Below are 24,888 nucleotides of genomic sequence, written 5' to 3'. Positions count from 1 at the left end.
CCGAGCATCTGACGGTGTTTGTTAATCATGGTCCTACTAAATGTGGGGCCATTTTGTTGTGCTTTTCATAGTGTTGTCCTATAATGGCAATTAATAGAAGGATAACCTGAATGATGGATAGGGAGGTGCCGGGTGGAGGCGAAGCTGACTACATTACGTACGGAAATCGAGAAGAGTCTGTCCCGCTCGGGCCATAATCTTGCCTCATTTGCCAAAGTCTCCGGCCTGAACCGCGGCAGTCTCAGCGCCATTCTTCACGGCAATCCGCCGAAGCCCATCTCGCTGGGACAGCTCGATGCCATGATCCGGGCCTTCGGCTTCCCGGAAGGCTGGCTGTATCCGCTGTATGTGGATGAGTGCTTCAGTGAAGAGCGGATCTCACGCCGCCGTATCGAGCCCTTCCTGGTTAAATGTGCCGAGATGGGCAAGCAGCAATGCATTGAAGAGGTCTTAAGGCGGATTATGGAATATCAGCGGCCGCTGGATATCATCTACAGGGTGGCAGAGAGGCTATTCTGCAGCGGCAAAGTACAGGAGTCCATCGTATTCTACAAGCTGATTGTAGACCATGAACAAGATAGCTATTCCGAGCGTATGGCGATTAGCCAGTACCGTATCTTCATGTCTTTGCAATCCACTCCGGATGTGGATATGGAGCAGAAGCTGCGCGCCGTAATCAGCTTCGAGCCGTATCGTGGGTTGCTTCCCGAGGAGATGCAGCTGGACGGGCTGCTGAAGCTGGCGAAGGTATGCTTCGCGCTGCACCGCTGGAAGGATGTGGAGAAATTCGCTGATGAGCTGAGGGCATTAGCAAGCGGAATCTACCGCGAGGAGCTGCGCCGCAGCAAGGGGAAGAGGGCAGAGGCCTTTCAGGCAGAACGTCCGCTGGTGGTCTATTACGGGCACGGTTATCTGATGAAGGCATCGGCGCTTACCAAGCAGGGAGAATATCAGCAGGCCAAGAAATATACCGCCGGCTATGCGGACCTGGGATGGTTCGAGATGCTGGATGACGAGGGGCGCAGCAGTGTGGACAGCTTCAAGCTGTTTGCCACGGCCAACGGGTTCACGCTGGAGATTCTGATGGGCAACATCTCTGTATTGCCGTCCTATATCGCTTTCTTGTCCGAGCATCCCGGCGAGATTCTGTCCGGCATGGTGATCATTATGGAGTCGGCCAACCGCTTCGGGTTCTCCGCTGATGCGGTGATGTCGCGCTTTTCCCGGGAGATGCTGCGCTTTGAACAATTCCAGGATACGATCAATGTAGACCGGGTGTACCGTCTCTATTATCAGATTGCGATCTACCATATCTCCCGCAAGCAATATGCCAAGGGAATAGACTATATCATTCATTGTCTGCGTCTGACCATCAGGCTGAACAGCGGCAAGGACTTTATTAATTGTGTAACCTTATTTGAACTGAACAGAGACTATGCCTCGGATACCCAGCAGAATGCGTACCGGGAGCTGATCAGGGAGGTGAGAGCACATGAAGAGATCACTGTTGACGACGGTCAGCGTTTTGGTATTGTTTAGCTTCATTCTTGCGGGTATAGGAACAGATCAGAAGTCCAAGACCAGAGGGTTTACCGCTGTTGAACACGGAGTGGAATTTTAGAGCAGATTAGAGCAGTTAATTGCATAGCTTGAAGAGACTCCCCGGCCCTCTGTGTCGCGGGAGCGTTTGCGCGTGGTAATGTGAAATAAATTACATAGCAAGGACGTAATCAGGAATTGACAAATTGCAGGCACGAAAATATAATTAGGTAGCCTAATTAATACATGGTTTAATTATTTGTAGACCTAACTAAAATGGGGTGGAAGCATTGGGATAAATCGCGAAGGTGAAAACTCAGTCGGACACAAGCTTTTCTCTGCACTTCGGAAGCTGCGCAAAGGGCATTGGCATCACTCAGTGGAGGGGCATAAGCCAAGTGAGATGACTTTATTGATATGTATTGCACGGGCGTCGCATGCTTCAGATCTGGGACTTAAGGTGTCGGAGATCAGCCGCTTCCTGGGACTGACTCCGCCAACAGTAACCCAACTGATTAACAGTCTTGAAGCCAAGCAGATGGTAGAACGGCAGGCTGATCCGTCTGACCGGAGGGTAGTGCGCATCAAGTTGACCGAACAGGGGAAAATTATTACCCGCAGAGCCAGGGACCATATGGACGCCACACTTAACAGGATGGTGGAGTATTTAGGTGAGGAAGAATCTGATCAACTGGCGGAACTGCTGCTGAAAGTCTATGCCTTTATGGAGGATAATCCTCCGCCTAATCTAGACCGGCTACAAATGAACGGAGATGAGAAGCATGATTAAATTAATGAAACAATTGAAGCCCTTCCGCTTGGCCATCGCAGGGGTACTGATTCTGGTATTCCTGCAATCCATGGGTGATCTGTATCTTCCCACCTTGATGAGTGACATTATCGATAAAGGGATTGTGGACGGAGACCAGCCGTATATCTGGAGAATAGGCGGCTTCATGCTGCTGGTGGCGGCTGGCGGTGTGCTATGCTCCATTATTGCCAGCTATCTGTCAGCCAGAGTGGCAGCAGGCTTCGGGAAGAATACCCGTTCCCGGGTGTTCAATCATGTGGAGAATTTTACGCTCCATGAATTCGATAAGCTGGGTACGGCCTCATTGATTACACGTACCACTAATGATATTACACAGGTTCAGACAGTATTGACTATGATGCTCCGCATGATGGTCGGTGCTCCGATGATGATGATCGGCGGGATTATTATGGCGGTGTCGGAGGACGCCAAGCTCTCGCTGATCTTTGTAGTGGTGATTCCGCTGCTGGTGGGAGCAATATTTTTCATCGGAATGAAGGGTCTGCCGCTGTTCAAGGCGATTCAGATCAAGCTGGACAAATTAAATCTGGTGCTGCGCGAGCATCTGACCGGTATCCGCGTCATCCGCTCCTTCAACCGGATTGAGCATGAGAACCGTCGCTTCAGCCTGGCCAACGCAGATCTTACGGATACTGCAATCAAAGTCAACAAGGTTATGGCGGGACTGATGCCGCTGATGATGATCGTCATGAACTTCTCGATGATTGCCATTCTGTATTACGGCGGAATCCGCATTGGCGATGGGGATCTGAAGGTTGGCTCCCTGATGGCATTCATTCAGTATGCCATGCAGATTATGTTCTCGCTGATCATGGTGTCCATGATGTTCGTGCTGATTCCAAGAGCTTCTGCCTCAGCACTGCGCATTAATGAAGTGTTAGATATGCAGCCAGAGATTAAGGACCCTACCTCTGCAGAACTGAAGACTACGGCTACAGCTACACATGAGGACGGCCGTGACGGGATGCACGGGTATGTGGAGTTCGACAATGTATCCTTCGCTTATCCGGGTGCAGAGCAGGCAGCCTTGTCGGGAATTACCTTCAGTGCGCGCCCCGGTGAGATTACCGCCATTATCGGCGGAACCGGGTCAGGCAAGTCCACGCTGCTGAACATGATTCCGAGATTCTATGATGCCATAGAAGGTACGGTAAGTGTGGACGGTGTGGATGTGCGCCAGATGACGCAGGAGGAATTGCGGAGCAAGATTGGTTATATTCCGCAAAAAGCCGTGCTGTTCACCGGTACCATCAACGAGAATATCCGTTACGGCAAAGAGGATGCTACCGAGGAGGAGATTCTTCATGCCGCCAAGGTGGCACAGGCCTATGACTTTGTCACAGCGATGAAGGAAGGCTTCGATTCAAGCATCTCCCAGGGGGGCGGTAACGTCTCCGGCGGCCAGAAGCAGCGTCTGTCGATAGCCCGTGCCCTCGTCCGCAAGCCGGAGGTATATCTGTTCGATGACAGCTTCTCCGCGCTGGACTTCAAGACCGATGCCAAGCTGCGTGCCGCGCTCAAGGAGGAGACTACGGAATCTACTGTCCTTATCGTCGCACAGCGGGTAAGCACGGTAATGGATGCAGACCGGATTATCGTACTGGATGAAGGTCAAATTGTCGGTATGGGCACGCACCGCGAGCTGCTGGACAACAATGAGGTGTACCGCGAGATCGTATCCTCGCAGCTGTCAGAGGAGGAAATAGCATGAGTGAGCAGAACAAAGCAATGAAGCCGCCCGCCCGCAGACACGGCGGATTCGGCCCCGGCCCGGGCGGACCCGGCATGGGTATGCCTCCCGAGAAGGCGAAGGATTTCAAGGGCACCCTGCGCCGCCTGATCCGGTATTTGCGCCCGCGCCAGGTACAGCTGATTATCGTATTCGTAATGGCGATTGCCAGTACCGTATTCAGTATTTTCAGCCCTAAGGTGATGGGTAAGGCAACGACCAAGCTGTTCGAAGGCGCTTATGGCAAGATGATGGGCGTGCCTGGGGCGGCGATTGATTTTGGCTATGTGAATGATATTCTGATCCTGCTGGCAGGCCTGTATCTGTTCAGCGCGCTGTTCAGTTATATCCAGCAGTATGTCATGGCCGGTGTGGCGCAGAAGGTCGTATACGACATGCGCGAGCAGATCAACAGCAAGCTGGAGCGGCTGCCGCTGAAATATTTCGATTCCCGGACCCACGGGGAGATTCTTAGCCGGGCGACCAATGATGTGGACAACATCAGTACCACCCTGCAGCAGAGCTTAACCCAGCTGATCACCTCTATTGTGACGATTGTCGGGGTTATTGTGATGATGCTGACGATCAGCCCGTGGCTGACCCTAATTACGATCGTAACGCTGCCGCTGAGCTTCGTGGTGATCATGTTGATCACCAAGCGCTCCCAGACCTATTTCGTCGGACAGCAGAAATCGCTGGGCCAGCTGAATGGTCATGTGGAGGAGATGTATACCGGGCACCGGATCATCAAGGCTTTTGGACGGGAGAAGAATTCCCTGAAGGATTTCAATGCCATCAATGAGGATCTGTATAACTCCGGCTGGCGCTCCCAGTTCATCTCCGGGATTATTATGCCGCTGATGATGTTCATCGGGAACCTGGGGTATGTGCTGGTATGTGTGGTCGGCGGGATCTTCGTGACCAAAAAAGCGATCGATGTCGGTGACATCCAGGCATTCATCCAATATTCGCGCCAGTTCACCATGCCGATAACGCAGACTGCCAACATTGCCAACATCATTCAGTCCACCATCGCTTCGGCAGAACGTGTATTTGAACTGCTGGATGAGGACGAGGAAGTCCCTGAAGTGGCTGCTACACTGGCGAAACGTTCAGCAGCTGCAGAAGAGGGCTCTGTGGAATTCCGTCACGTGCAGTTCGGCTACAAGCCGGGTGAACTCCTGATTGAAGACATGAACATCGAGGTCAGTCCGGGACAGACCATTGCGATTGTAGGACCAACCGGAGCCGGTAAAACCACACTGATCAACCTGCTCATGCGCTTCTATGAGATCAGCGGCGGGGAAATTGTGATCGACGGTGTGAACATCACCGATATGAAGCGCAGCGAGCTGCGCAGCAAATTCGGTATGGTGCTTCAGGATACCTGGCTGTTCAACGGGACCATCCGCGATAATATCGCTTATGGCCGGGAAGGGGCTTCGGAGGCTGATGTGGTGCGGGCAGCCAAGGCTGCGCATGCCGATCACTTCATCCGTACGCTGCCGCTCGGGTATGACACGATTCTGAATGAAGAGGCCTCGAACATCTCCCAGGGTCAAAAGCAGCTGCTTACCATCGCCCGGGCGATTCTGGCCGATCCGTCCATCCTCATTCTGGATGAAGCAACCAGCAGCGTAGATACGCGGACAGAGGTGCAGATCCAGAAGGCGATGAACACGCTGATGCACGGCAGAACCAGCTTCGTGATCGCTCACCGCCTGTCCACCATCAAGGACGCCGATCTGATCCTGGTGATGAACCAGGGTAGCGTCATTGAGAAGGGCACCCATGTGGAACTGCTGGAAGCGGGCGGCTTCTATGCCGATCTCTATAACAGCCAGTTCTCCGGTGATGACCTGCCGGACGCAGGCTGATCCGAATAGAACAGTTACCTGAATATAGCCGGCTGTAGACCACAGCTAAAGTTAACCAGCGTTCATGCAGAGCGTCTTCGGACATTCTCTGTATGAACGCTTTTTTTATAAAAACCGAATACAATGCAACTCACACATCAACTCACCACTTAACTATGCCACTACTCGACTCCACCAACCTAGCCTTTCCTGCATAAAATACAACTTTTCCCGCGTATAATTGGCCTTAATCTCAAATTGTTGTACAGAAGGCAGCATTCCCCCTTCATCCATAAGCTACTAATAAAAATTCCTGCATTTTATACAGCATTCCTCGAATTATCAGCTTATCTGTGAGCGGAAGTTGCAATTCCTGCAACATTTCTGTCTGCGGATTCAAAAGCAGGTCTAAATCGAATTCTCCAGATAATACTAGAGAGAGTGTCTACGATCACCCGTTATTAGCGGCATTGAGTCAGCTATTTCCGGGCAGCAGTGGTAGTGATCACTCTAGTTTTTCAACATTTTAGAAAAAAGATTTGCTTAAAATTTTCGGGGTATATATGATAAGGATATCAAAATGACCCGCGGCTCATTTTTTTGGAATATAAGAATTTATATGTTTCGCGCTATAAATTATCCTTATATTTCTCGCTGAAACGGTGTCGTCCTTTAAAAGGACAGCACAGCCGTTTCTACTTGGGCGGACGGATAGGAGAGAGGATGAAAGGTATGTCGGGCTACGGAAAATGGGTAGCAGGGAGCAAGACCAAATGGATCACTCTGCTGGTATGGGTTGCACTGGTCGGGGTGCTTACGATGCTATGGCCATCAGTGAATTCACAGGTTGCTAACAATGCCTCCAATCTGCCGGAGGATTCACAATCGGTGCGGGCATCGGTCGTTGCTGAGAGAGAATTTCCGGCCGGAAGCGGAGTGCCGGCACTGCTTGTATGGCATCGTGACGGAGGAATCGCGGAGGAGGATCTCGTACATATAACAGCAGTATACAGCAAGCTTGAGCAGCAGCCTCTTATGCATCAGAACTTCGTTCCTCCGCTGGGCAAGCTGCCGCCGCAGGCGCTGCAGGCGTCCTTGTCGGAGGACCGGAGCACGCTGGTCACCCCGGTGCTGTTCGACAAGACGGCGGACAGCGACCAGCTCGGAGAGTCGCTGAAGAGCCTGAAGGAGCTGGTCCGGACGGAGACGGGGACTGACCCGTCTGCCGCCAAGCCCGACAGCGGAGACTTGAGCCTGCGCGTATCCGGCCCGGTCGGAATCTCGGTAGATGCTACAGGGCTGTTCAAGAATGCCGATGTGTCGCTGCTGATTGCCACTGTCATTCTGGTGCTGGTCTTCCTGCTGCTGATCTACCGTTCACCGATTCTGGCGCTGATTCCGCTGGTTGCTGTAGGCTTCGCTTATGGCGTAACCAGCCCGGTGCTTGGTCTGATGGCCAGGGAAGGCTGGATTACAGTGGACTCGCAGGCGGTCTCGATCATGACGGTGCTGCTCTTCGGGGCAGGGACAGACTATTGCCTGTTCCTGATCTCGCGCTTCCGTCAGATGCTGAAGGTGGAGGAGAATAAGGGGCGCGCACTGCTGAGCGCCATTTCCCACTCCTCCGGGGCGATTGCGATGAGCGGCTTCACCGTGGTGCTGGCCCTCTTCGCTCTGCTGCTGGCCAAATACGGCGCGTACCACCGGTTTGCAGTGCCGTTCAGCGTCTCCATTCTAATTATGGGAGTAGCCAGTCTGACCCTGGTTCCGGCCTTGCTGGCGATCTTCGGACGGACCTCCTTCTTTCCGTTCGTGCCGCGCACGCCGCAGATGGAAGCAGAGCGGGCCAAGGCCAAGGGCAGACCGGTGCCGCAGCCGCAGCCTGCCCGCCGTAAGGGAATCGGGTACCTGGTGGTATCCCGTCCGTGGGCCATTGTCGGAATTACCGTAGTACTTCTGGGAGTGCTGGCCTCATTCTCCAGCGGAATTAAGTTCACCTATGATATTCTGTCGTCATTCCCGAAGACTATGGAGTCGCGGGAAGGCTTCGACCTGATTGGCGAGCAATTCTCCCCCGGTGAGCTGGCACCCGCCAAGCTGATGGTTGATACGGAAGGGTTACCCGGCGGAGAAGACCTGAAATCCGTGCTGAGCAGCCTGTCTTACGTGGATGTGGTCTCAGACCCGCAGCAGGGGGCCGTCAACCCAAAGATTACTGCCTATGATATTGAGTTCAAGGACAATCCGTATTCGATTGAGGCGATGGACCATATCCCGGCACTTCAGGCTACGGTTGAGTCGGCCCTGACGGAATCCGGGATTGAGAACGCGCAGGATAAGGTATGGATCAGCGGCCAGACCGCTACCCAGCACGATACCAAGGAGCTTGGGGAACGTGACACCGATCTGATCATCCCGGTCGTTATCGGCCTGATTACGGTGCTGCTGCTGGTCTATCTCAGATCTGTCGTAGCCACAGTATATCTGGTGGGGACAGTAATTCTATCGTTCTTCTCGGCACTGGGCCTGGGCTGGATCATCATTCATTACGTGCTCGGTGCAGATGCGATTCAAGGGGCCATTCCGCTATATTCCTTCGTCTTCCTGGTAGCGCTAGGGGAGGATTACAACATCTTCATGATCTCGAATATCTGGAAAAAGCGTAAGCATATGCCGCTGAAGCAGGCGATTGCAGAAGGTGTGAATGAGACCGGCTCGGTCATTACCTCCGCCGGATTAATCCTGGCCGGTACTTTCGCCGTGCTGGCAAGCCTACCTATTCAGGTGCTGGTCCAGTTCGGGATTATCACTGCGATCGGTGTCCTGCTGGATACCTTCGTGGTCCGTCCCTTCCTGGTACCGGCTATCACTGTTCTCTTCGGCCGTCTGGCCTTCTGGCCGGGTAAGCATCAGGAAGTAAGTGAAGCCTCTGCTTCGGATACACAGCGGTAAGAAGTAGTTAGTTCTACAATTTTCTGGAAAAACAACAAAGAAATCGCCCTTTCGGGAAAATGGAAGATCCATCAACCATCCCGAAAGGAGCGATTTTTTTGCTGTTGCCAGCGAATCTCTATTAAAGGGAGAAGCCCTTCTTTTGAGCGAAGCTAGTAGATCATCAGAATTAAACAAGTGAGTTCATTCCATAAAAGCAGTAAGGTACGAAGCTGCCTTCTTCGTAGCGAAAAAACAGGGATAAGTATATTCTGTGCAACTAAAAACAGGGAAACGGGTTGACTTCCTCTTCTAAGTGTAGTCTGTACAACTAAATTTGCCCGGATGGGCGAAAATCCAGGTATTGGGGCATTTTAATTGCACGAACTACATCTAAATGGAGATTTGGCAGCATATCCGACGATTTAGTTGTACGAATTGCGATTAAGCCTACCCCTTGCACCCTAATCGGGTGAGGTAACCCCTCAGCAAGCCATTAGTTAAAGTAATTCTCAACATGTTTAGATCTGATGTGCTACTGGTCAGCCTGGACATCCGGAGTACGGCTGTGCAGCAGCTCGTACTTGTCGAGCGAGGAGCCAACAATGGCTTCGTTCCGGCCGGCACCGCGGTGCGAGTCCCGGAAGGCGGGACTCGAGGTCCAGCCGTTCAGCGCTTCCTCATTCTCCCAGACGGTGCTGATCTTCAGCTCCTCCACGCCTTCCTTGGGAGCGCCGCGCCACACTTCCATGCGGATGAAGCCGGGGATGCTCTGCACCCCGTTATCTGCGCTGAACCGTGAGGCCAGCGCTTCACCATGTCCTTCCTTGATCTTAATCGTATTGGTAACTACCAGCATGCCAAGTCCTCCTTGTAGGGCTGTACTTAATGTCTGTCTTTGTTGTACGTAATGTCTGTCGTTACTGCGGATTCGTGGTCCAGATACCTGCTGTTTTCAGGAAGACGCGGTCAGGCAGCTTAAGTGCAGCGAGCGTCAGCTCGGCCACATCCTCCGGCTGCATCATCCGGTCCTCGTCCCCGATCTTAAGACCCGCATCGGCAGCAAGGCCTGTATTCACTGTGCTTGGGGTCAGCGCTACGACACGGATATTATGCTTACGCACCTCCATCGCCAGGGACTCTGTCATGCCCATGAGCGCAAACTTGGAAGCACAGTAGGCTGAGCCTGTGGCGAAGCCGCGTTCTCCTGCGGTGGAGGAGATATTGATGATATTGCCGCTCGAACGCTCGATCATCGCAGGCAGTGCCGCGCGGGTCACATAATAGGCCCCGAACAGGTTGATCTGCATATGCCGTTCCCAGTCCGCCGGATCCATCTCCAGGAACGTGCCGAACTGGGCGATCCCGGCATTGTTAATAAGCGCGTCGAAGGGGCCGAGGTCCTTCTGCAGGGCCACTACCGCCCGCTCCGCTTCTTCACGTACGGCAATATCGGCTACAGCGATACTGACCTTGATGTCGTACACCTCGGTCAGCGCCGCCTTCAGCGCCTCCAGATCCGCCGAGGTTCTGGAGATCAGCCCCAGGTTGGCACCTTCCTTAGCCAGCGCCATAGCGAGCGCCTTGCCGATTCCCTTGCCTGCACCTGTAATGACAATACTGGTTCCTCTCAAATCCATAACCTGTCGTCACGCTCCTTATATATAGAATGATGGGTAATTCTAGAAGATACTGTCTATTATACCTGAGCGGCCGGGCACAATCACGCCGGAGCCGCAGCTCCGGCAGTGCAGACCGCCAGGCCCCCGGTACCGCCTGTGCCGCTAATGCCCCGTAGCGCCCGGTCATCCCGCTTTAGTCTTCCGGCGTAATTGTCTTAAGCGGCAGGGTCGCCGGACCTTCGAGTACATCGCCTTCGTAGGAGAAGCGGGAGCCATGACACGGGCAATCCCAGGAGCGCTCGGCGTCATTCCACTCGCATTCACAGCCCATGTGAGTGCAGGTTCTGTCAACGAGATGCAATTGGCCCTCAGGGTCGCGGTAGGCACCTACGCGTTTGCCGTCATGGAAGACAACAGCCCCCTGATCCGGCTCCAGATCTTTTGTCTTGGTGTGCACAATCTCCACTTTGCCGGCCACCAGCTCCTTGGCGACCGAGAAGTTCTGCACGATGAAGTTCTTGATGGCTGGAACGGCCTTGAAGCGTGAGGGATCATATAACCCGGTGTACGGGTTGCTGCTTCCTAGAATGCCGTCTGCGATCAGGCGGGCAGCCACGGTTCCGTTCGTCATGCCCCATTTTCCGAAGCCGGTGGCGATATAGATCTCCTCGTCCTCGGCGCGCTTGCCGATATAGGGAACCCGGTCCAGCGTGATCAGGTCCTGGGTGGACCAGCGGAACGGAATACTGCGGATGCCCAGCAGCTCCCCGGCGAACCGCTCCAGATTCTCATAATGGCCGAACGTACAAATGCCTTGACCCGTCTTGTGGTTCTCCCCGCCGGCGATGACCAGCTTCCGGTCTCCCCATTCCACTGCCCGCAGCGAACGGGCCGGTTCACCGGCACTCAGATACATGCCGCCCTCATAATCCGTCTCCGGCTCGAAGGCCAGACAGTAGGAGCGTTCGGCATGCAGCCGTGAGAAGTAGAGGGAGCCGCCGTCATAGAAGGGAAAGTGGGAAGCCGACACGGCATGGCGGCAGCGGATCTGGAGCTTCTCTCCCTCGGTATGCAGGGTTATCTGTCCGTCCGTATCGACCTTCTCTCCGATCATCGTATGCTCAAATACGGCGCCGCCCCTATCCAGAACCGCCTGCAGCAGTCCCTTCAGGTACTTTAGCGGGTGAAAACGGGCCTGATCCGGCATCCGGATGGCCCCGCCCGCGCCCAGCGGCAGGGGGACCTGATCCAGCCACTCTCCGGGCAGTCCCAGCTTGCCGTAAGCCTCGAATTCCTTATTCAGCGCCTTCAGCGTCTTCTCGTCACCTTGATCCGCATACAGGTAGGCCGCCTCCCGCTTCATCCCGCAGGACAGGTCCAGCTCCTCCGCTGTGGCAATCATCCATTCCATGGCCTCGCTGTTCGACTGATAATACATCCGGGCCTGCTCTTCGCCGAAATGCTTCAGCAGATCATGATAGATCATGCCGTGCTGGGCGGAGATTTTGGCGCTGGTATAGCCGGTGGCCCCGCCGAGAATCTGTCCGGCTTCAAGCAGTGTGACCTTATATCCGACCTTGGACAGCAGATAAGCGGTAGTAATCCCGGTAATTCCTGCCCCTACAATAGCTACGTCTGTGACATGATCTTCCGCAAGCACCGGAAAAGACGGCAGGCCTGTACTGTCTATCCATAACGATTCCGGAAATTGCGGAAGACCTTGCGGACGGGGTTCCTGTGTGCTCATAGTCTAGTCCCTCCTAAGTGATGATCCATTTCATTTATTACCACTCTTCCGTGAAAAGAAACGCCCCGCTCCCCCGGCAGGTGCATGAAAACCGCCAGAAAGTGCCAACCTAAGAAGAAATTCACGGAGCAGCGGGCGGAGAGGGGCAGAGACCTATGTCGGAACAACAGCATACACAGGCGGTTCTGCTCGAATGGATCAGAAGCCAGCTAAGCGGGTTCGGCGACCTTGAAGACAAGGTCTTGACGATTCCGGCGGGACAGGTCAGCCTGCTCTATATCAAAAGTGTGACAGACGGACAGGCCATCAGCCGCAATATTATTGCTCCGTTCTACGAGATGGGCCATCCCGCAGCCTACTACAGCTATGTGGCCGATTACCCCGGCAGTGAAGAGGTGACAGACGGGCAGCGTGCTCTGGATCTTCTGCTCAGCGGCTATGCCTGTATTGGGCGGGAGGGCAAGCTCTGCTGCTTCGATGTCCTCCGGGCGGAGGCCAGCAGTATCAAGGAGACGATTACGGAGAGCATCAGCCAAGGCCCTTCTGATGCGCTGGGGGAGAGTCTGGCGGTGAACCTCAATCTGGTCCGGCGGCGTTATCTGTCCTCTGCGCTCAAGATGGAATTTACCGTTATCGGCAATGTGTCCAAGACCAAGGTGGCGATTCTCTACGACGAGAGCCGGGTGAATCACCAGGTGCTGGCGGAGTTAAAAGAGAAGCTGGATTCGCTGAAGCTCGACATTTTGCAGGCTGCCGGTGAACTGGAGAAATATATCAGCAGCGACAAGCTGCGCATTTTTCCCAAGACCATAGTAACCGAGCGCCCCGACCGGGTGGTATTCAATCTGGCAGAGGGCAAGGTGGCGGTCCTGCTGGATACGACCGGGTATGCGATTGTGCTTCCGTCCATATTCAATGATTTCTTCACCGCCATGGATGACAAAATCCATCTGCCCTTCGTCGGCCGCTTCCTGAAGCTGCTGCGCATTCTGGGCGTGGCCATGACGTTATGGCTGCCGGCCTTGTACATTGCCTTCACCTCATACAATCCGGAGATTGTGCGGGTGCAGATCGCCCTGCTGATCGGGGGAAGCCGCGCTACGGTGCCTTATCCTTCTTTTGTCGAGGTGATTCTGATGATGATTATGATGGAGTTCCTGACGGAGGCCAGCTTGCGTCTGCCCAGAGCCATCGGTCCTACAGCGACCACGGTCGGCGGTCTGATCCTGGGGCAGGCTGCTACAGCGGCGGGGCTGATCGGCAACATTATGATTATTCTCGTCTCCGTAGTGGCGATATCCAATTTCCTGGTTCCGCTGAATATGATGAGCTTCTCCATCCGTGTGCTGAAGTATTTCTTTGTCATTGCCGCAGCTGTGCTCGGGCTTGTCGGTGTCGTTATCTGCCTGGTGGGCTTCACGCTGTACTTATGCAGCCAGCGCAGCTTCGGCCAGCCGTATTTCAGGATGTTCGCCCTCGATGTACTGGGAGCAGATCAGAGGAAGAAAAGCGGGGGTCAATAATGGCGAAGAACCGCTATTTCTATTGTCTTTTTGTCATGAATACCCTGATCAATATCCTTAATTTCACTCCCAGGGAGCTCATTGATGCCCGCTTTGACGGTGCCCAGTCCTCCATTCTGGTTGCAGTGGCTGTGGGCACCTTGTTCATTTATCTGTTCACCAGAGTCATTCATAAATTTCCTGGGCAGGGGCTGCCAGAAATCTTCGGATCGGCGTTGCCGAAACTGTTGGCTTCTCCGCTAATTTTTGTATATGCGGTACTCTGGTATATGGCGGGGACGCTTATCCTTCTGTCATTCGTAGATATTACCCTGCGGTTTATCAGTCCGGACACAGGGCCGTATGCGATCATGTTCGGGTTCCTCGCGGTTGTCTGCCTCTGTTCGCGGATTGATTCGTTGTCTCTTCTCTACGGACTGGAGGTCACGCTGGGGATTACAATACCCTTAATTCTGTATACGATCGTTAAGGCAATAATTAACCCGGACTTCAGCTGGGATGCCGTGCTCGAGGTGATGACCCATTCCCTGCATGCTCCGGATCTTAACAGCATTGCAGCGGCCACATTTACGTTCAGCGGCTATATTAATATGGCGGTCTTCAACCGGGTGTTTCATGGGCTGAAGCTTAAGCATCTATGGATTCTGAGCCTGGAAGGCTTCCTGATGCTGCTGATCACTTTTTTTGTGCCCATAGGGTACCATGGGACAGTCGGCATCGAGCGTCATGTGTATACGTGGTTCTCAACGGCGGACAGCATCCGCATTGAGGCTTTTTTGATCGAACGCATGCTGTATGTTTTCTATTTTGCTTGTATTACGTTATCACTGGTTAGTGCCATTATCCAGTGGCATGTGGGCAAGGAATTACTCCTCAGCCTGCTTCCCTCCCCCTCCGGGAAGCCAAAGACAAAGCTGCTGCAGGAACTGGTTATCCTGGTTCTGTTTGCTTCCGGAGCGCTTGCTCTCATGCGCCTGGATCAATATAACCTTAATATGCTTGGGGTGTTTCTGCAGCATATCCGCTGGTACGGCGAGATGCTGATGATCGGGCTGCTGTTCTGGTGCTACTGGGTTGTTAGGGGGCGAAGAGAATGAGAAGCCTGCGTGGCGGGATTATCGGGATTATTCTGCTGCTGGTGTGCACGGTGTTGGCTGGCTGTAACTTCAAGGATATTGACCGGAGAATATTTGTAGTAGCCATCGGAATAGATCCCGGCAAGGAGGAGGGAGTCTTCAAGGTGAGCTTGAAGCTGGCTATCCCCCAAGGGGATGTCACGAAGATTGACGAGAAGATGCTGATTCTCACGGAAGAATCCGAGAGCATCTCTGAAGCACTGCGGAGAATGAAGTCCAAAGTAGAGAAGGAGCTGGATTATGTCCACTGCAAGACAATAATTCTGGGAGAGCGAATAGCGGCGAAGGATATCCGACATGTGACAGATTGGGCGGTGCGTCGCAGAGATATCCAGTCGATTCTAAACTTTGCGGTAGGAAGACCGGGAGCGCTTGAAGTTTTGCAGGTCAAGCCGCCCTCCGAGCGTATCCCGTCCAACTCGCTGATTCTGGCGATGAGCGGGCAAGGTACAGAGTCGCCTTTTATCTCCAGTGTATATTCCTATCAACTGATGCGGAATATTTATGAGAACGGCATAGATCCCATCCTGCCTATTATTGAAGCACAAGGGAAGGAACAGTTCCTTATCGATAAGATCGCCCTGCTGGATAAGAGCAAAATCAAGCTTGTCTTCTCCCCGAATGAGACCAGACTCTTCAATCTGCTGTCGCGTTCCAATCTGCGTACGAACTTTCCGGCCCATATCGGAAGCGGAATGTACCAGTATTACACCGAGAGCTCCTCCTCCAGTTACCGGATTGTGACGAATCGGGACGAAGAGCCTTACATCCGCTACACCATTAAGATCCGGGCGATCCTGGAGGAAAACAGTACGGAGGAGATGATCACCCACCATATGCTGAAAAAGATTGGTAAGGCCGGTGCAGCAGAGCTGGGCGGTGCAGTTAAGGCTCTGCTGGTCAAGATCCGGGATAGCGGCATGGACCCGCTGGGCTGGGGACTGCATTACGGCGCACGGCATTGGAATAACGGCACGGAGATGGCCGAATGGGGCAGGCTGTATCCCCGGCTGAACTTCCAGGTGAATGCACAAGTGGAGGTGAAGTATTCCGGCATGATCAAGTAGAGGCGCATTGACGCTTCCGGCATCAGGACTTATACTTGATCTAAAAACAAATTAGAGGATGATAAAGATGAGAACCCTGAACCTGACCTCTCAGCGTCAAGCCGTGTATGATATCGTCCGCAATTCCCATGATCACCCTACCGCTGCGGAGGTCATGAACCGGCTGGTTGAGCAGGGGCATAACCTCGCTTATGGAACGGTCTACAATTCCCTGCGCTACCTTACAGATAAGCAGATGATCCGCGAGCTGAAGCTGGGCGAGGCGGCCAGCCGGTATGATGCGCGCCTGGACGACCACCAGCATATTGTCTGTGAAATCTGCGGTGCCGTGGATGAAGTGATGAGCCAGGTCCCGCAGGAGTGGAGCGACTCGGTGGCAGCAGATACAGGCTATTCGATCACTCATACGCATGTGGTATTCGGAGGCATATGCCCGGCCTGCCAGAGCAGAAATTCACGCCAGAACTAGGACGTTTGTATGAGGCGTGCTGGCTCGCTTAGTAACGGAATATAACAAAAGACCGTTTTCATGGAAACGGTCTTTTTGCTGTGCTCCTATAAAAATTATCAATAAATATAGGGAAATTATCATTAATTGCCGGAAAAAAGAGGGTTTCGGGGGCTGATATTTAATTATATAAAGCTGCCGCTATGATCCTTCTTAAGACCCAGGAAGAATGAAAGAGAGAGTGAGTCCATTATATGAATAAAAAGGTGCGTCTGAACATCCGTACGAAGCTGATTACTACCTATCTGCTTGTCCTGCTGGTACCGAGCATCATTATAGGCTGGTTAACCTATCAATCGGCCAGCAGCAACATAGGGGAGCAGCTTACCAATAATGCCCAGGAAAGTGTAGTTGCAGTGAACCAGATCATAAGTTCCAATATTCAGTCGAAAATAGATGATATTCTCTATTTCGCCGGACAGCTTCCGGCAGATTCCATTAATAACGAGGCGGCCGGACTGGCGGCGCCTGCACTGGAGAACAGATTGCGGGAGTATGCCGCGCTGCATCCCGATGTGCTTGATATTTATGCCGGAACCAGCAAAGGCAAGAGCATCCGAGCGGCAGAGCTGGAGCTGCCGGAAGGCTATGATCCGCGCAAGGAGAATACATATATCAATGCGCTTAAGAAGGGCAGCGGCACTGTGATCTCACCGGTATTTCAGACGGTGAACGGGGAGAGCGCCATTGCGGTATCGGCGGTGCTCGCAGGCGGGGACGGCGTAGTCAGTCTTGATCTGAATCTGTCCTCCCTTGCCGGTATGACGGATATCAAGGTCGGTCAGGAGGGCTATATTCTGATTATCGACAGCAGCAAGAAATTCCTGGTTCATCCCACAGAAGCGATTGGTGCGGAATCCTCGCTTGAGTTCGTGAAGCAGATGTTCGGGAGTGAGAGCGGAAGCTTCGATTATGTATATAAGGATGCACCCAAGAAGATGACCTTCATGGTGAATGAGCTGACGGGCTGGAGAATCGGAGGCACCATCAGCTTGAATGAGATTACGCAGGCAACCAGCGGCATCCGTGAGACGGTCTGGCTGGTCATCTCTGTATCCGTGCTGCTGGCGCTGGTGCTGATCTATTTCAACATTGCGTCGATTCTGAAGCCGCTGATCCGCCTGCGCAAGGCAACCGAGCGGATTGCCGGCGGCGACCTGTCGGAGGATATCGGGGAATTCCGGGGGGATGAGATCGGCCTGCTGGCCGGGAATTTCCGCCTGATGGTGGAGAATCTGCGGCAGATGATTATCGGGGTGCAGACGATGACGGATAATGTCTCTTTCTCTGCAGAGCAGCTGAGCGCGGGGGCAGAGCAGACGACCAAGGCTATAGAGCATGTGACAGTGGCCATCCAGGAGGTGGCAGCGGGCACGCAGCAGCAGGTGGGCAGTGTACATAAAGGAATGGCAAGCACGGCAGCCACCACCACCGAGGTAGCCCATATCTCTGAGTTCATGCAGCAGGTGTCGGTAATGATGGACAAGACCTCGCTGTCGGCTTCGGAGGGCAATGATTCGGTCATCAGCGTAGTCGACAAAATCAACGGCATTCATGAGACCGTGGAGGAGATGGGCAAGGTCATCGATCAGCTGAGTGAGCGGGTCGGGCAGATCCAGGGGATTACCGGAGTGATCTCGGGAATCTCGCGGCAGACGAACCTGCTGGCGCTGAATGCGTCCATAGAAGCGGCCAGAGCCGGTGAACAGGGCCGCGGGTTCGCTGTGGTAGCCTCGGAGGTCCGCAAGCTTGCGGAAGAATCCGGAAAGTCAGCAAGCCTGATCTCCGAGCAGGTTGCCTCTATCCATTCAGAGATGCTCCGGGCTACGGCAAGCATGGAGGATGCGAAGACCAAGGTGATGGACGGCATCATGGCTGTGGATACAACGGGACGTTCGTTCTCGCGTATCCGCAGGGCGATTAAGGGGGCAGCGGAGACTATAGGCGGAATGAACGAAGGCGTTCAGACCCTGACTGCAGAAGCAGATAGTCTGGATCAGGCTATTAACGAGATCCGCGGCATTACCGAGGCTGCGGCAGGCAGTACCGAGACGATCTCGGCAGCCGCCCAGCAGCAGCTTGCCTCGGTGGAAGAGATCGCCTCTTCCTCAGCCGACCTGAGCCGGCAAGCCGATGAATTGCAGCAGCTGGTCGGACGCTTCAAGCTGTACCCGGGAAACCAGGCTCCTGCTGCGCCGGAAGCGGTCAAGCCGGGGGAGAACCTCGCTGGGGATCAGCAGAATTCATGAGGCCGAATATGCAGTCTGGTCTTTTCTTTTACCTCACTTTGCAAGTATACTGGTAAGCAACAATACGGGGTGATGAAGGGGAGAAGCGTTCATGGCAGAGCAATTAAAGGGCATTACCGTAGCCCTGGCCGGTCCGCGTAAAGCGGAAGACATGGCCAAGCTGGTAGAGAATATGGGAGGCACCGCGCTGCACCGTCCCGCTCAAGGGACAACCTTTCTGGATGATGCAGCCCTGCGTGAGGGGCTGATTGCCTGGACAGAGCAGCCGCCGGATCTGGCTATTCTGACTACCGGTATGGGGCTGGACGCATTGTTCAAGACGGCTGCGAAGCTGGCGCTTGCGGACCGCTTCCTGGAGGTTCTCTCTGGCTCACCTGTTGCTGCCCGTGGTTATAAGACAGTGAATGCCCTGAAGAAACGGGGACTTGAGCCGGTCGTGCGTGACGATGACGGCAGCTCTGCCGGACTGATTCGCGGCCTGCAGGATTATGATCTGCAGGGCAAGCGGGTCATGCTTCAGCTGCATGGGGAGACTGCCCCGCAGCTGACCGGTTGGCTGGAGCAGGCGGGCGCAGCCGTAAGCTGTGTGCAGCCTTACCGGTATACTCAGCCGGAGCCTGGAGCGCTGGAGCTGCTGCTCACAGAGATCACCGAAGGACAGGTGGATGCAGTGGCGTTCACCAGTGCGCCGCAATTCCGCTTCCTGGCACAGCATGCGCGGGAGCAGGGGCAGCTTGCGGCGTTGGTGCAGGCTTTTGAAGAGAAGGTGCTGGCGGTATCTGTCGGCCGTATGACCTCGGAGGCCCTGAAGGAAGAAGGCGTGAAGCGGATTGTCATGCCGGAGCACGAGCGGATGGGCAGCATGTTCGTTACCCTGGGCCGCTATATTGCAGCTAACCGGTAGCAGCAGGCTGTTCAATTACATTTACTACTACAATTACAGAGAGATATGGAGGAGGAGACCTATGGACAAGAGAAAATGCCTGTTGTTAGGCGATTACACACACCCCCGGTTTCACCCGTTGCAAGGTGTGGACAAGCAGGTCAGTGAAATTCTGAATGAGCTTCTGACGGTACAATGCTCGGAGAACAAGAAGCTGATGCTAAGCGAGCATTTGTCCGGATATGATCTGTGCATCGCATATAATGAATTGTGGAATGAAACCGTATCTCCGCAGCAAACGGCAGGTCTGCTGAGCTATGTCAGCGGAGGAGGCGGTCTGATTGTCCTGCACACCGGGGTATCCCTGGCGAAGCGTTATGAGCTGGCCCAGCTGATCGGTGCCAGATTCACCGGCCATCCGGCTTATACTCCGCTTCAGTTCAAGGTGCAGGAGCATGATATTACCGAAGGCATCGAAGACTTCCAGCTCGATGAAGAGCCGTACCGGTTCGAGTTCGATCCGTTCACCGAGAAGCAGATTCTGCTCGAATACGAAGCGGACGGGGAGATGCTGCCTGCGGCCTGGTGCCACAGCTATGGCCTGGGACGGGTGGTCTATCTGATGCCCGGCCATCATGAGCCGTCGTTCCGGCATCCGGCGGTCCGTCAGCTGATTCTGCGGGCAGCCACCTGGGCGGCGCGTATCCCCAGATAATCAGCAAATAATCGGCAATATCGAAGCTTAGCCCCACTTTGTGGGGTTATTTTGTGAAATGGCGGGCGAAGGGGTATACTTTATCCATAACTGCAATCTTTGGGAGGGAAGTACCATGAGTGATCTGTTGAAGAAAGCTATCTCATTAGGCGTAGGCCTCACCATTGTCAGCAAGGAGAAGGTTGAGAAGGTCGTTGACGAGCTGGTAAAGCGGGGCGAGCTGGCCCCATCGGAATCCAAGGCGCTGGTGGAACGGCTGGTAGAGCGCGGAGATGAAGAACGGGGTGTGTTCAAGTCTGCCGTGCAGGAGCAGGTTCAGCGGGTGCTGAAGGAGCTTAAGGTACCTGTGCAGGAGGATATCACCAGGCTGGAGTCGCGCATTGCCCAGCTTGAGGGCCGTGTTGCCGAGCTTGAGGGCAAGTCACCCCAGGAGACCACCGTGCCGGAACAGCGTACGGAATAAATGGCTGTCCGCATAAGGCATGCCGGACGTTACCGGGCAATCGCCATGGCGCTTATGCGTCATGGCTTCGGCTATATGGTGGAGGAACTGGGCCTCTACCATCTTCTGTCGCTTCCCCGCCGGATCATCACACAGGAGGTTCATGAAAGTGTGACCCTCGCTGAACGGGTCCGCAGGGTGCTGGAGGAGCTGGGGCCGACCTTCGTCAAATTGGGCCAGCTTGCCAGTACGCGCTCCGATCTGCTGCCTGATGCGATTATTCAGGAGCTGGTCAAGCTGCAGGACAATGTGCCGCCGTTCTCAGCCGAGACGGCCCGCAATATTCTGGAGCAGGAGCTGGACCAGCCTATTGATGCGGTCTTCGAATACTTCGAGAACAATCCGCTCGCTGCCGCCTCCATCGGCCAGGTGCATCGCGCTGTGCTGCATGGCGGACAGAGTGTTGCGGTCAAAATACAACGTCCAGGCGTCATGCGGACGATGGGCAGGGATCTTGAGATTCTATCGGATCTAAGCCTGCTCGCCGAGCGCAAGATGGACTGGGCCAGGCAATACGGATTAGCCCGGATGGTCGAGGAATTCTCCCGGGCGCTGCTGGCGGAGCTGGATTATGCCCAGGAAGGGCGCAATGCCGAGCGTATAGCCGGGCAGCTGTCTGCTCAAGATAACATCTATATTCCGGCCATCTACTGGGATTTCAGCTCCACAAGGGTTCTGACTATGGAGTACATGGAAGGGATTACGCTGAACCGCAAGGACGAGCTCCTGGGCTCGGGCATGAAGCTTAAGACGATTGCCCAGCAGCTCGTGGAGATGATGCTGAACCAGATTTTTATTCATGGCTTCTTTCATGCCGACCCGCATCCCGGGAATGTCATGGTGCTGGAGGACGGAAAGCTGGCCCTGATCGACTTCGGAATGGTCGGGCGGCTTAGCGAGGAGATGAAGGATGGCCTGTCCGCGCTGGTGATTGCACTCATGCGCAAGAATACGGACTCAATGGTACGGGCCATTCTGCGCCTGGGAGTAATCCCGGAGGAGGCCGACCGGATGGCACTGCACGAGGATATGGACCGGCTGCGCGAGCAGTATTATGATATCCCGTTCAAGCAGGTCAGTATCGGCAAGGCGCTGAATGATTTGTTCAGCATTGCCCGCAAGCACCGGCTGGTCATTCCGCCGGATCTGGCGCTGCTGGGCAAGACGATGCTGACCCTGGAGGGCATGGTCGCCAGCCTGGACCCGGCCTTCAGCATTATGCAGATGGCCGAGCCGTTCGGCAGGCGGCTGATCAAGCAGCGCTTCAGCGGAAGCCGCCTGCAGCGCAAGCTGCTGGGCGGAGTAGCTGATCTTGCCGAGAGTCTGGTTGAGCTTCCCGCTCAGGCCCGGCAGCTCTCCTCGCTGATCAGCAAGGGGAAGCTGAAGGTGGAGATCGGGGTCCCCGAGCTGCAGGACCTGGAGCATAAGTTCAGCCGGATCGGCAACCGCCTCTCCTTCAGTATCGTGCTGCTGGCCTTCAGCATCATCATGGCCGGACTGATTGTTGCCTCCTCCCTGCGCGGCGAGCCGTCGCTGCTCTGGGACTTCCCGATTGTGGAGATCGGCTCGGTCATCGCGCTGCTGATGATTCTGTGGCTGCTGTTCTCTATCTTCAAATCGGGCAGATTCTAGCCGGAAGAGACGGATAAATAATTATTCTTCGCCGAATGCATACAAAGGTTGCAAAATCAAGTACAATATTAAGATAACTTGCCACAATTAAAGTGTAATGGAACGCAAATGGAGTGCCGTCTGAACGTCCGGTGGATCGCTGCTGCGCCGTATAACCGAACGTTCGACCGCTGCCTTGCGGGCCCATGGGACGGAAGGGCTCCGGTGACGGGGTGCTTCCGCTTTTATTTAATACGATAAGAATGTGAAACGGTACCGTCCTTATACAGGGCCTGAGGGTGAGATCCCCTCTGCTTACCTTGCGTACATTACTCCGTTACATGGATGAATATAAGTTATGGACTGCCATGATGAACTGAAAATTTAGAAAATTAGTGAGGTGGAGCAATTGCCGGGTTTTAAAGATTTAGGAGTATCTGAAGTGCTGATTGATCTGCTCAAGGGGCAGGGCATCGTGAAGCCGACGCCGGTGCAGGAAGAGGCGATTCCGCCGCTGGTGCAGGGTCTGGATGTGATCGCACGTGCGAAGACGGGAACGGGGAAGACGCTGGCTTTTCTGCTCCCGATTATGGACAAGATCCGGGTGGAGGCCGCTTATCCGCAGGCGCTGATTCTGGCACCGACGCGTGAGCTGGCGCTGCAGATTACCGAAGAGGCACGCAAGCTGGCCCGTCATACGGGTGTGAAGATTCTGGCGGTCTACGGCGGTCAGGATGTGGAGAAGCAGCTGCGCAAGCTGGAAGGCGGCAGACATCTGATCATCGGTACACCGGGACGGCTGCTGGATCACCTCCGCCGGGAGACCCTGGACCTTAGCGGCGTGAAGATGCTGGTGCTGGATGAAGCGGACCAGATGCTGCATATGGGCTTCCTGGAGGATGTGGAGACGATCATTACGGCTGTGCCTTACCGCCGCCAGACGATGCTGTTCTCCGCGACGATGCCGGACCCGATCAAACGGCTGGCAGCGAACTATATGAAGGAGCCGCTGGATGTCATTATCAAGAGCGGTTCGCCGATCCCTCTGGATAATATCCGCCAGCAGGTGGTGGAATGCTCGGACCGCAACAAGGAGGAGGCGCTGATCTCCCTGATCGAGCGCGACCGTCCTTACCTGGCGATCATCTTCTGCCGGACGAAGCGCCGGGCCATCAAGCTGAACGAGGCGCTGCAGGCGGCCGGGTATGACTGTGACGAGCTGCACGGCGATCTGTCGCAGGGCAAGCGCGAAGCCGTCATGAAGCGGTTCCGTGACGCCAAGCTCCAGTTACTGGTGGCTACGGATGTGGCGGCACGGGGTCTGGATGTTGAAGGGGTCACCCATATCTTCAACTATGATCTTCCGCTGGATGCGGACAGCTATATTCACCGGATCGGCCGCACCGGCCGCGCCGGAGGCAAGGGCCTCGCGATCACGTTCGCTTCGCCGCGTGAGCGCGCCGGGCTCGAACTGATCGAGCACGGCATCTCCCAGCGGCTGGACCGCCGCCGGTACGAGAAGGATGAATTCGGCGTAGGCGAATTCACCTCGGTGCAAGGCGGCGGCTCGCCGCGCGGGCGGCAGAGCGCGGCGCCTGAAGCGGCGCGCGCCGGCCGTGGCGGCCGCGGGCAGGGCCGCAGCGGCGGTGCGCCGCGCGGCGAAGCCGCAGGGCGTCCGGGCGGGCGCGGACGCGGCGGCAAAGACGCAGGCGGCTGGGGCGCGCCTGCGGAAGGCGGCGGCCGCAGCCGGAAGGACGCGGCCGGAGGCGGCAAGCGCAGCGCGTACAGCGCAGCTGCGGCGCCGAAGGGCGACTCCGCCGGGCAAGGCGCGGCGAAGAAGCCGAGACCTGGCGGCGGCTACGGCGCCTTCGCCAGCGGCGGCGACAGCGCACCAGCCAGCGGCTATGCTGCGGGTGCAGGTGCGGGTGCTGCAGCCGGGCGCGGCGGCAAGGGTGGCGCTGCGCGGGGCGGTTCCGCCAGAGGCAACGCCTCCCAGGGCGGGCCGAGCAGCGGCTACAGCACCAACGTATCCCGGGGTGCAGATGCCGGCGGCTTCAGCTACGGCGCTTCGAAGGGTGCCGGCTCGGGTGCCGGGTATAATCCCGGCGGCGCGAAGTCGAGCCCGAAATTCCGGGCGCATGTAGCGCGCAGCAACGATGCGGGCGGCTATAACGCCTCCGCTCCCAAAGGCGGCTCACGCGGCGGCTCCAAGGGCGGTAAGGGCGGCTTCAGCTCGGGCGGACGCAGCAGCGGCGGGAGTTCATCGCGCGGCGGGCGCAGCGGAGGCTCCGGCGGCGGTGCACGCGGCGGACGCGGCTCCTCCAGATAAAGGCGCTTTACATGCATAGCTAATCCTTGTTACCATAGGGCCGTTGGCGTAACAGCCAATGACTCTATGGTAATATTTATTTACTGAAACCTTTTGGCTATCAGGCCTG

Annotated in this window: 18 protein-coding genes; 15 read left to right on the top strand and 3 right to left on the bottom strand. The window is 55.2% G+C overall.

Annotated features, from left to right (window positions below; all coding sequences use genetic code 11):
* The first annotated feature begins 132 nt into the window (after positions 1-132).
* From J2Z70_RS01135 to J2Z70_RS01115, 5 genes are all read left to right on the top strand, one after another.
* Positions 133-1,539, top strand: coding sequence for a hypothetical protein (locus tag J2Z70_RS01135; protein WP_036728250.1), 1,407 nt, complete (start codon positions 133-135; stop codon positions 1,537-1,539).
* A 403-nt stretch (positions 1,540-1,942) separates the two neighbouring features.
* Positions 1,943-2,329 carry a MarR family winged helix-turn-helix transcriptional regulator gene (locus J2Z70_RS01130; RefSeq protein ID WP_051478267.1) on the top strand — a complete coding sequence of 129 codons (387 nt, stop codon included), beginning with the start codon at positions 1,943-1,945 and terminating at the stop codon, positions 2,327-2,329.
* Positions 2,322-4,082, top strand: coding sequence for an ABC transporter ATP-binding protein (locus J2Z70_RS01125; protein ID WP_209868557.1), 1,761 nt, complete (start codon positions 2,322-2,324; stop codon positions 4,080-4,082). The genes J2Z70_RS01130 and J2Z70_RS01125 overlap by 8 nt, the downstream gene beginning before the upstream one ends.
* On the top strand, positions 4,079-5,977 hold the full coding sequence (locus J2Z70_RS01120; RefSeq protein ID WP_036728258.1) for an ABC transporter ATP-binding protein: 1,899 nt from the start codon (positions 4,079-4,081) through the stop codon (positions 5,975-5,977). The genes J2Z70_RS01125 and J2Z70_RS01120 overlap by 4 nt, the downstream gene beginning before the upstream one ends.
* Before the next feature lie 702 nt (positions 5,978-6,679).
* A complete protein-coding gene (locus J2Z70_RS01115) occupies positions 6,680-8,908 on the top strand; it encodes an MMPL family transporter (RefSeq protein WP_209868555.1) in 2,229 nt (742 codons plus the stop codon).
* 514 nt (positions 8,909-9,422) lie between these two features.
* Here the strand turns inward: J2Z70_RS01115 and J2Z70_RS01110 are convergent.
* The 3 genes from J2Z70_RS01110 to J2Z70_RS01100 all read right to left on the bottom strand — a co-directional run bounded on the left by J2Z70_RS01110 (position 9,423) and on the right by J2Z70_RS01100 (position 12,256).
* Positions 9,423-9,746 carry an antibiotic biosynthesis monooxygenase gene (locus J2Z70_RS01110; protein ID WP_209868553.1) on the bottom strand — a complete coding sequence of 108 codons (324 nt, stop codon included), beginning with the start codon at positions 9,744-9,746 and terminating at the stop codon, positions 9,423-9,425.
* A 61-nt stretch (positions 9,747-9,807) separates the two neighbouring features.
* The gene (locus tag J2Z70_RS01105) at positions 9,808-10,527 is read right to left on the bottom strand and encodes a 3-ketoacyl-ACP reductase (RefSeq protein ID WP_036728266.1); all 720 of its coding nucleotides are present in this window, start codon (positions 10,525-10,527) and stop codon (positions 9,808-9,810) included.
* A gap of 175 nt (positions 10,528-10,702) precedes the next feature.
* Entirely contained in the window at positions 10,703-12,256 is a 1,554-nt protein-coding gene (locus tag J2Z70_RS01100; RefSeq protein WP_209868551.1) for an FAD-dependent oxidoreductase, read from the bottom strand.
* A 155-nt stretch (positions 12,257-12,411) separates the two neighbouring features.
* On the opposite strand from J2Z70_RS01100, the gene J2Z70_RS01095 reads away from it, so the two are divergent.
* The 10 genes from J2Z70_RS01095 (at position 12,412) to J2Z70_RS01050 (ending at position 24,779) form a co-directional block, all read left to right on the top strand.
* Positions 12,412-13,779 (top strand): spore germination protein, encoded by a 1,368-nt coding sequence (locus tag J2Z70_RS01095; RefSeq protein ID WP_209868549.1) that lies wholly within the window; start codon positions 12,412-12,414, stop codon positions 13,777-13,779.
* Positions 13,779-14,876, top strand: a complete 1,098-nt coding sequence (locus J2Z70_RS01090) for a GerAB/ArcD/ProY family transporter (RefSeq protein WP_209868547.1) — start codon at positions 13,779-13,781, stop codon at positions 14,874-14,876. The genes J2Z70_RS01095 and J2Z70_RS01090 overlap by 1 nt, the downstream gene beginning before the upstream one ends.
* Positions 14,873-15,982: a Ger(x)C family spore germination protein gene (locus J2Z70_RS01085; RefSeq protein WP_051478268.1), complete on the top strand. Its 1,110-nt coding sequence runs from the start codon at positions 14,873-14,875 to the stop codon at positions 15,980-15,982. The genes J2Z70_RS01090 and J2Z70_RS01085 overlap by 4 nt, the downstream gene beginning before the upstream one ends.
* Positions 15,983-16,049: 67 nt before the next feature.
* The gene (locus tag J2Z70_RS01080) at positions 16,050-16,451 is read left to right on the top strand and encodes a Fur family transcriptional regulator (protein WP_036692190.1); all 402 of its coding nucleotides are present in this window, start codon (positions 16,050-16,052) and stop codon (positions 16,449-16,451) included.
* Positions 16,452-16,684: 233 nt separating this feature from the next.
* Positions 16,685-18,739 carry a methyl-accepting chemotaxis protein gene (locus tag J2Z70_RS01075; RefSeq protein ID WP_209868545.1) on the top strand — a complete coding sequence of 685 codons (2,055 nt, stop codon included), beginning with the start codon at positions 16,685-16,687 and terminating at the stop codon, positions 18,737-18,739.
* A 91-nt stretch (positions 18,740-18,830) separates the two neighbouring features.
* Entirely contained in the window at positions 18,831-19,643 is an 813-nt protein-coding gene (locus J2Z70_RS01070) for a uroporphyrinogen-III synthase (protein ID WP_209868543.1), read from the top strand.
* Between the two features lie 61 nt (positions 19,644-19,704).
* Positions 19,705-20,337 (top strand): ThuA domain-containing protein, encoded by a 633-nt coding sequence (locus tag J2Z70_RS01065; RefSeq protein WP_036728279.1) that lies wholly within the window; start codon positions 19,705-19,707, stop codon positions 20,335-20,337.
* A gap of 115 nt (positions 20,338-20,452) precedes the next feature.
* On the top strand, positions 20,453-20,800 hold the full coding sequence (locus J2Z70_RS01060) for a phasin family protein (protein WP_036728281.1): 348 nt from the start codon (positions 20,453-20,455) through the stop codon (positions 20,798-20,800).
* Positions 20,801-22,471 (top strand): ABC1 kinase family protein, encoded by a 1,671-nt coding sequence (locus J2Z70_RS01055; RefSeq protein WP_209868541.1) that lies wholly within the window; start codon positions 20,801-20,803, stop codon positions 22,469-22,471.
* A gap of 388 nt (positions 22,472-22,859) precedes the next feature.
* A complete protein-coding gene (locus J2Z70_RS01050; protein WP_209868539.1) occupies positions 22,860-24,779 on the top strand; it encodes a DEAD/DEAH box helicase in 1,920 nt (639 codons plus the stop codon).
* The last annotated feature ends 109 nt before the right edge of the window (positions 24,780-24,888 follow it).

Source organism: Paenibacillus silagei, from assembly GCF_017874735.1.
Lineage (GTDB): Bacteria > Bacillota > Bacilli > Paenibacillales > Paenibacillaceae > Paenibacillus_AQ > Paenibacillus_AQ silagei.
Note: the sequence above shows the minus strand (reverse complement) of the source record. Positions and strands in the feature narration are given on the sequence as shown.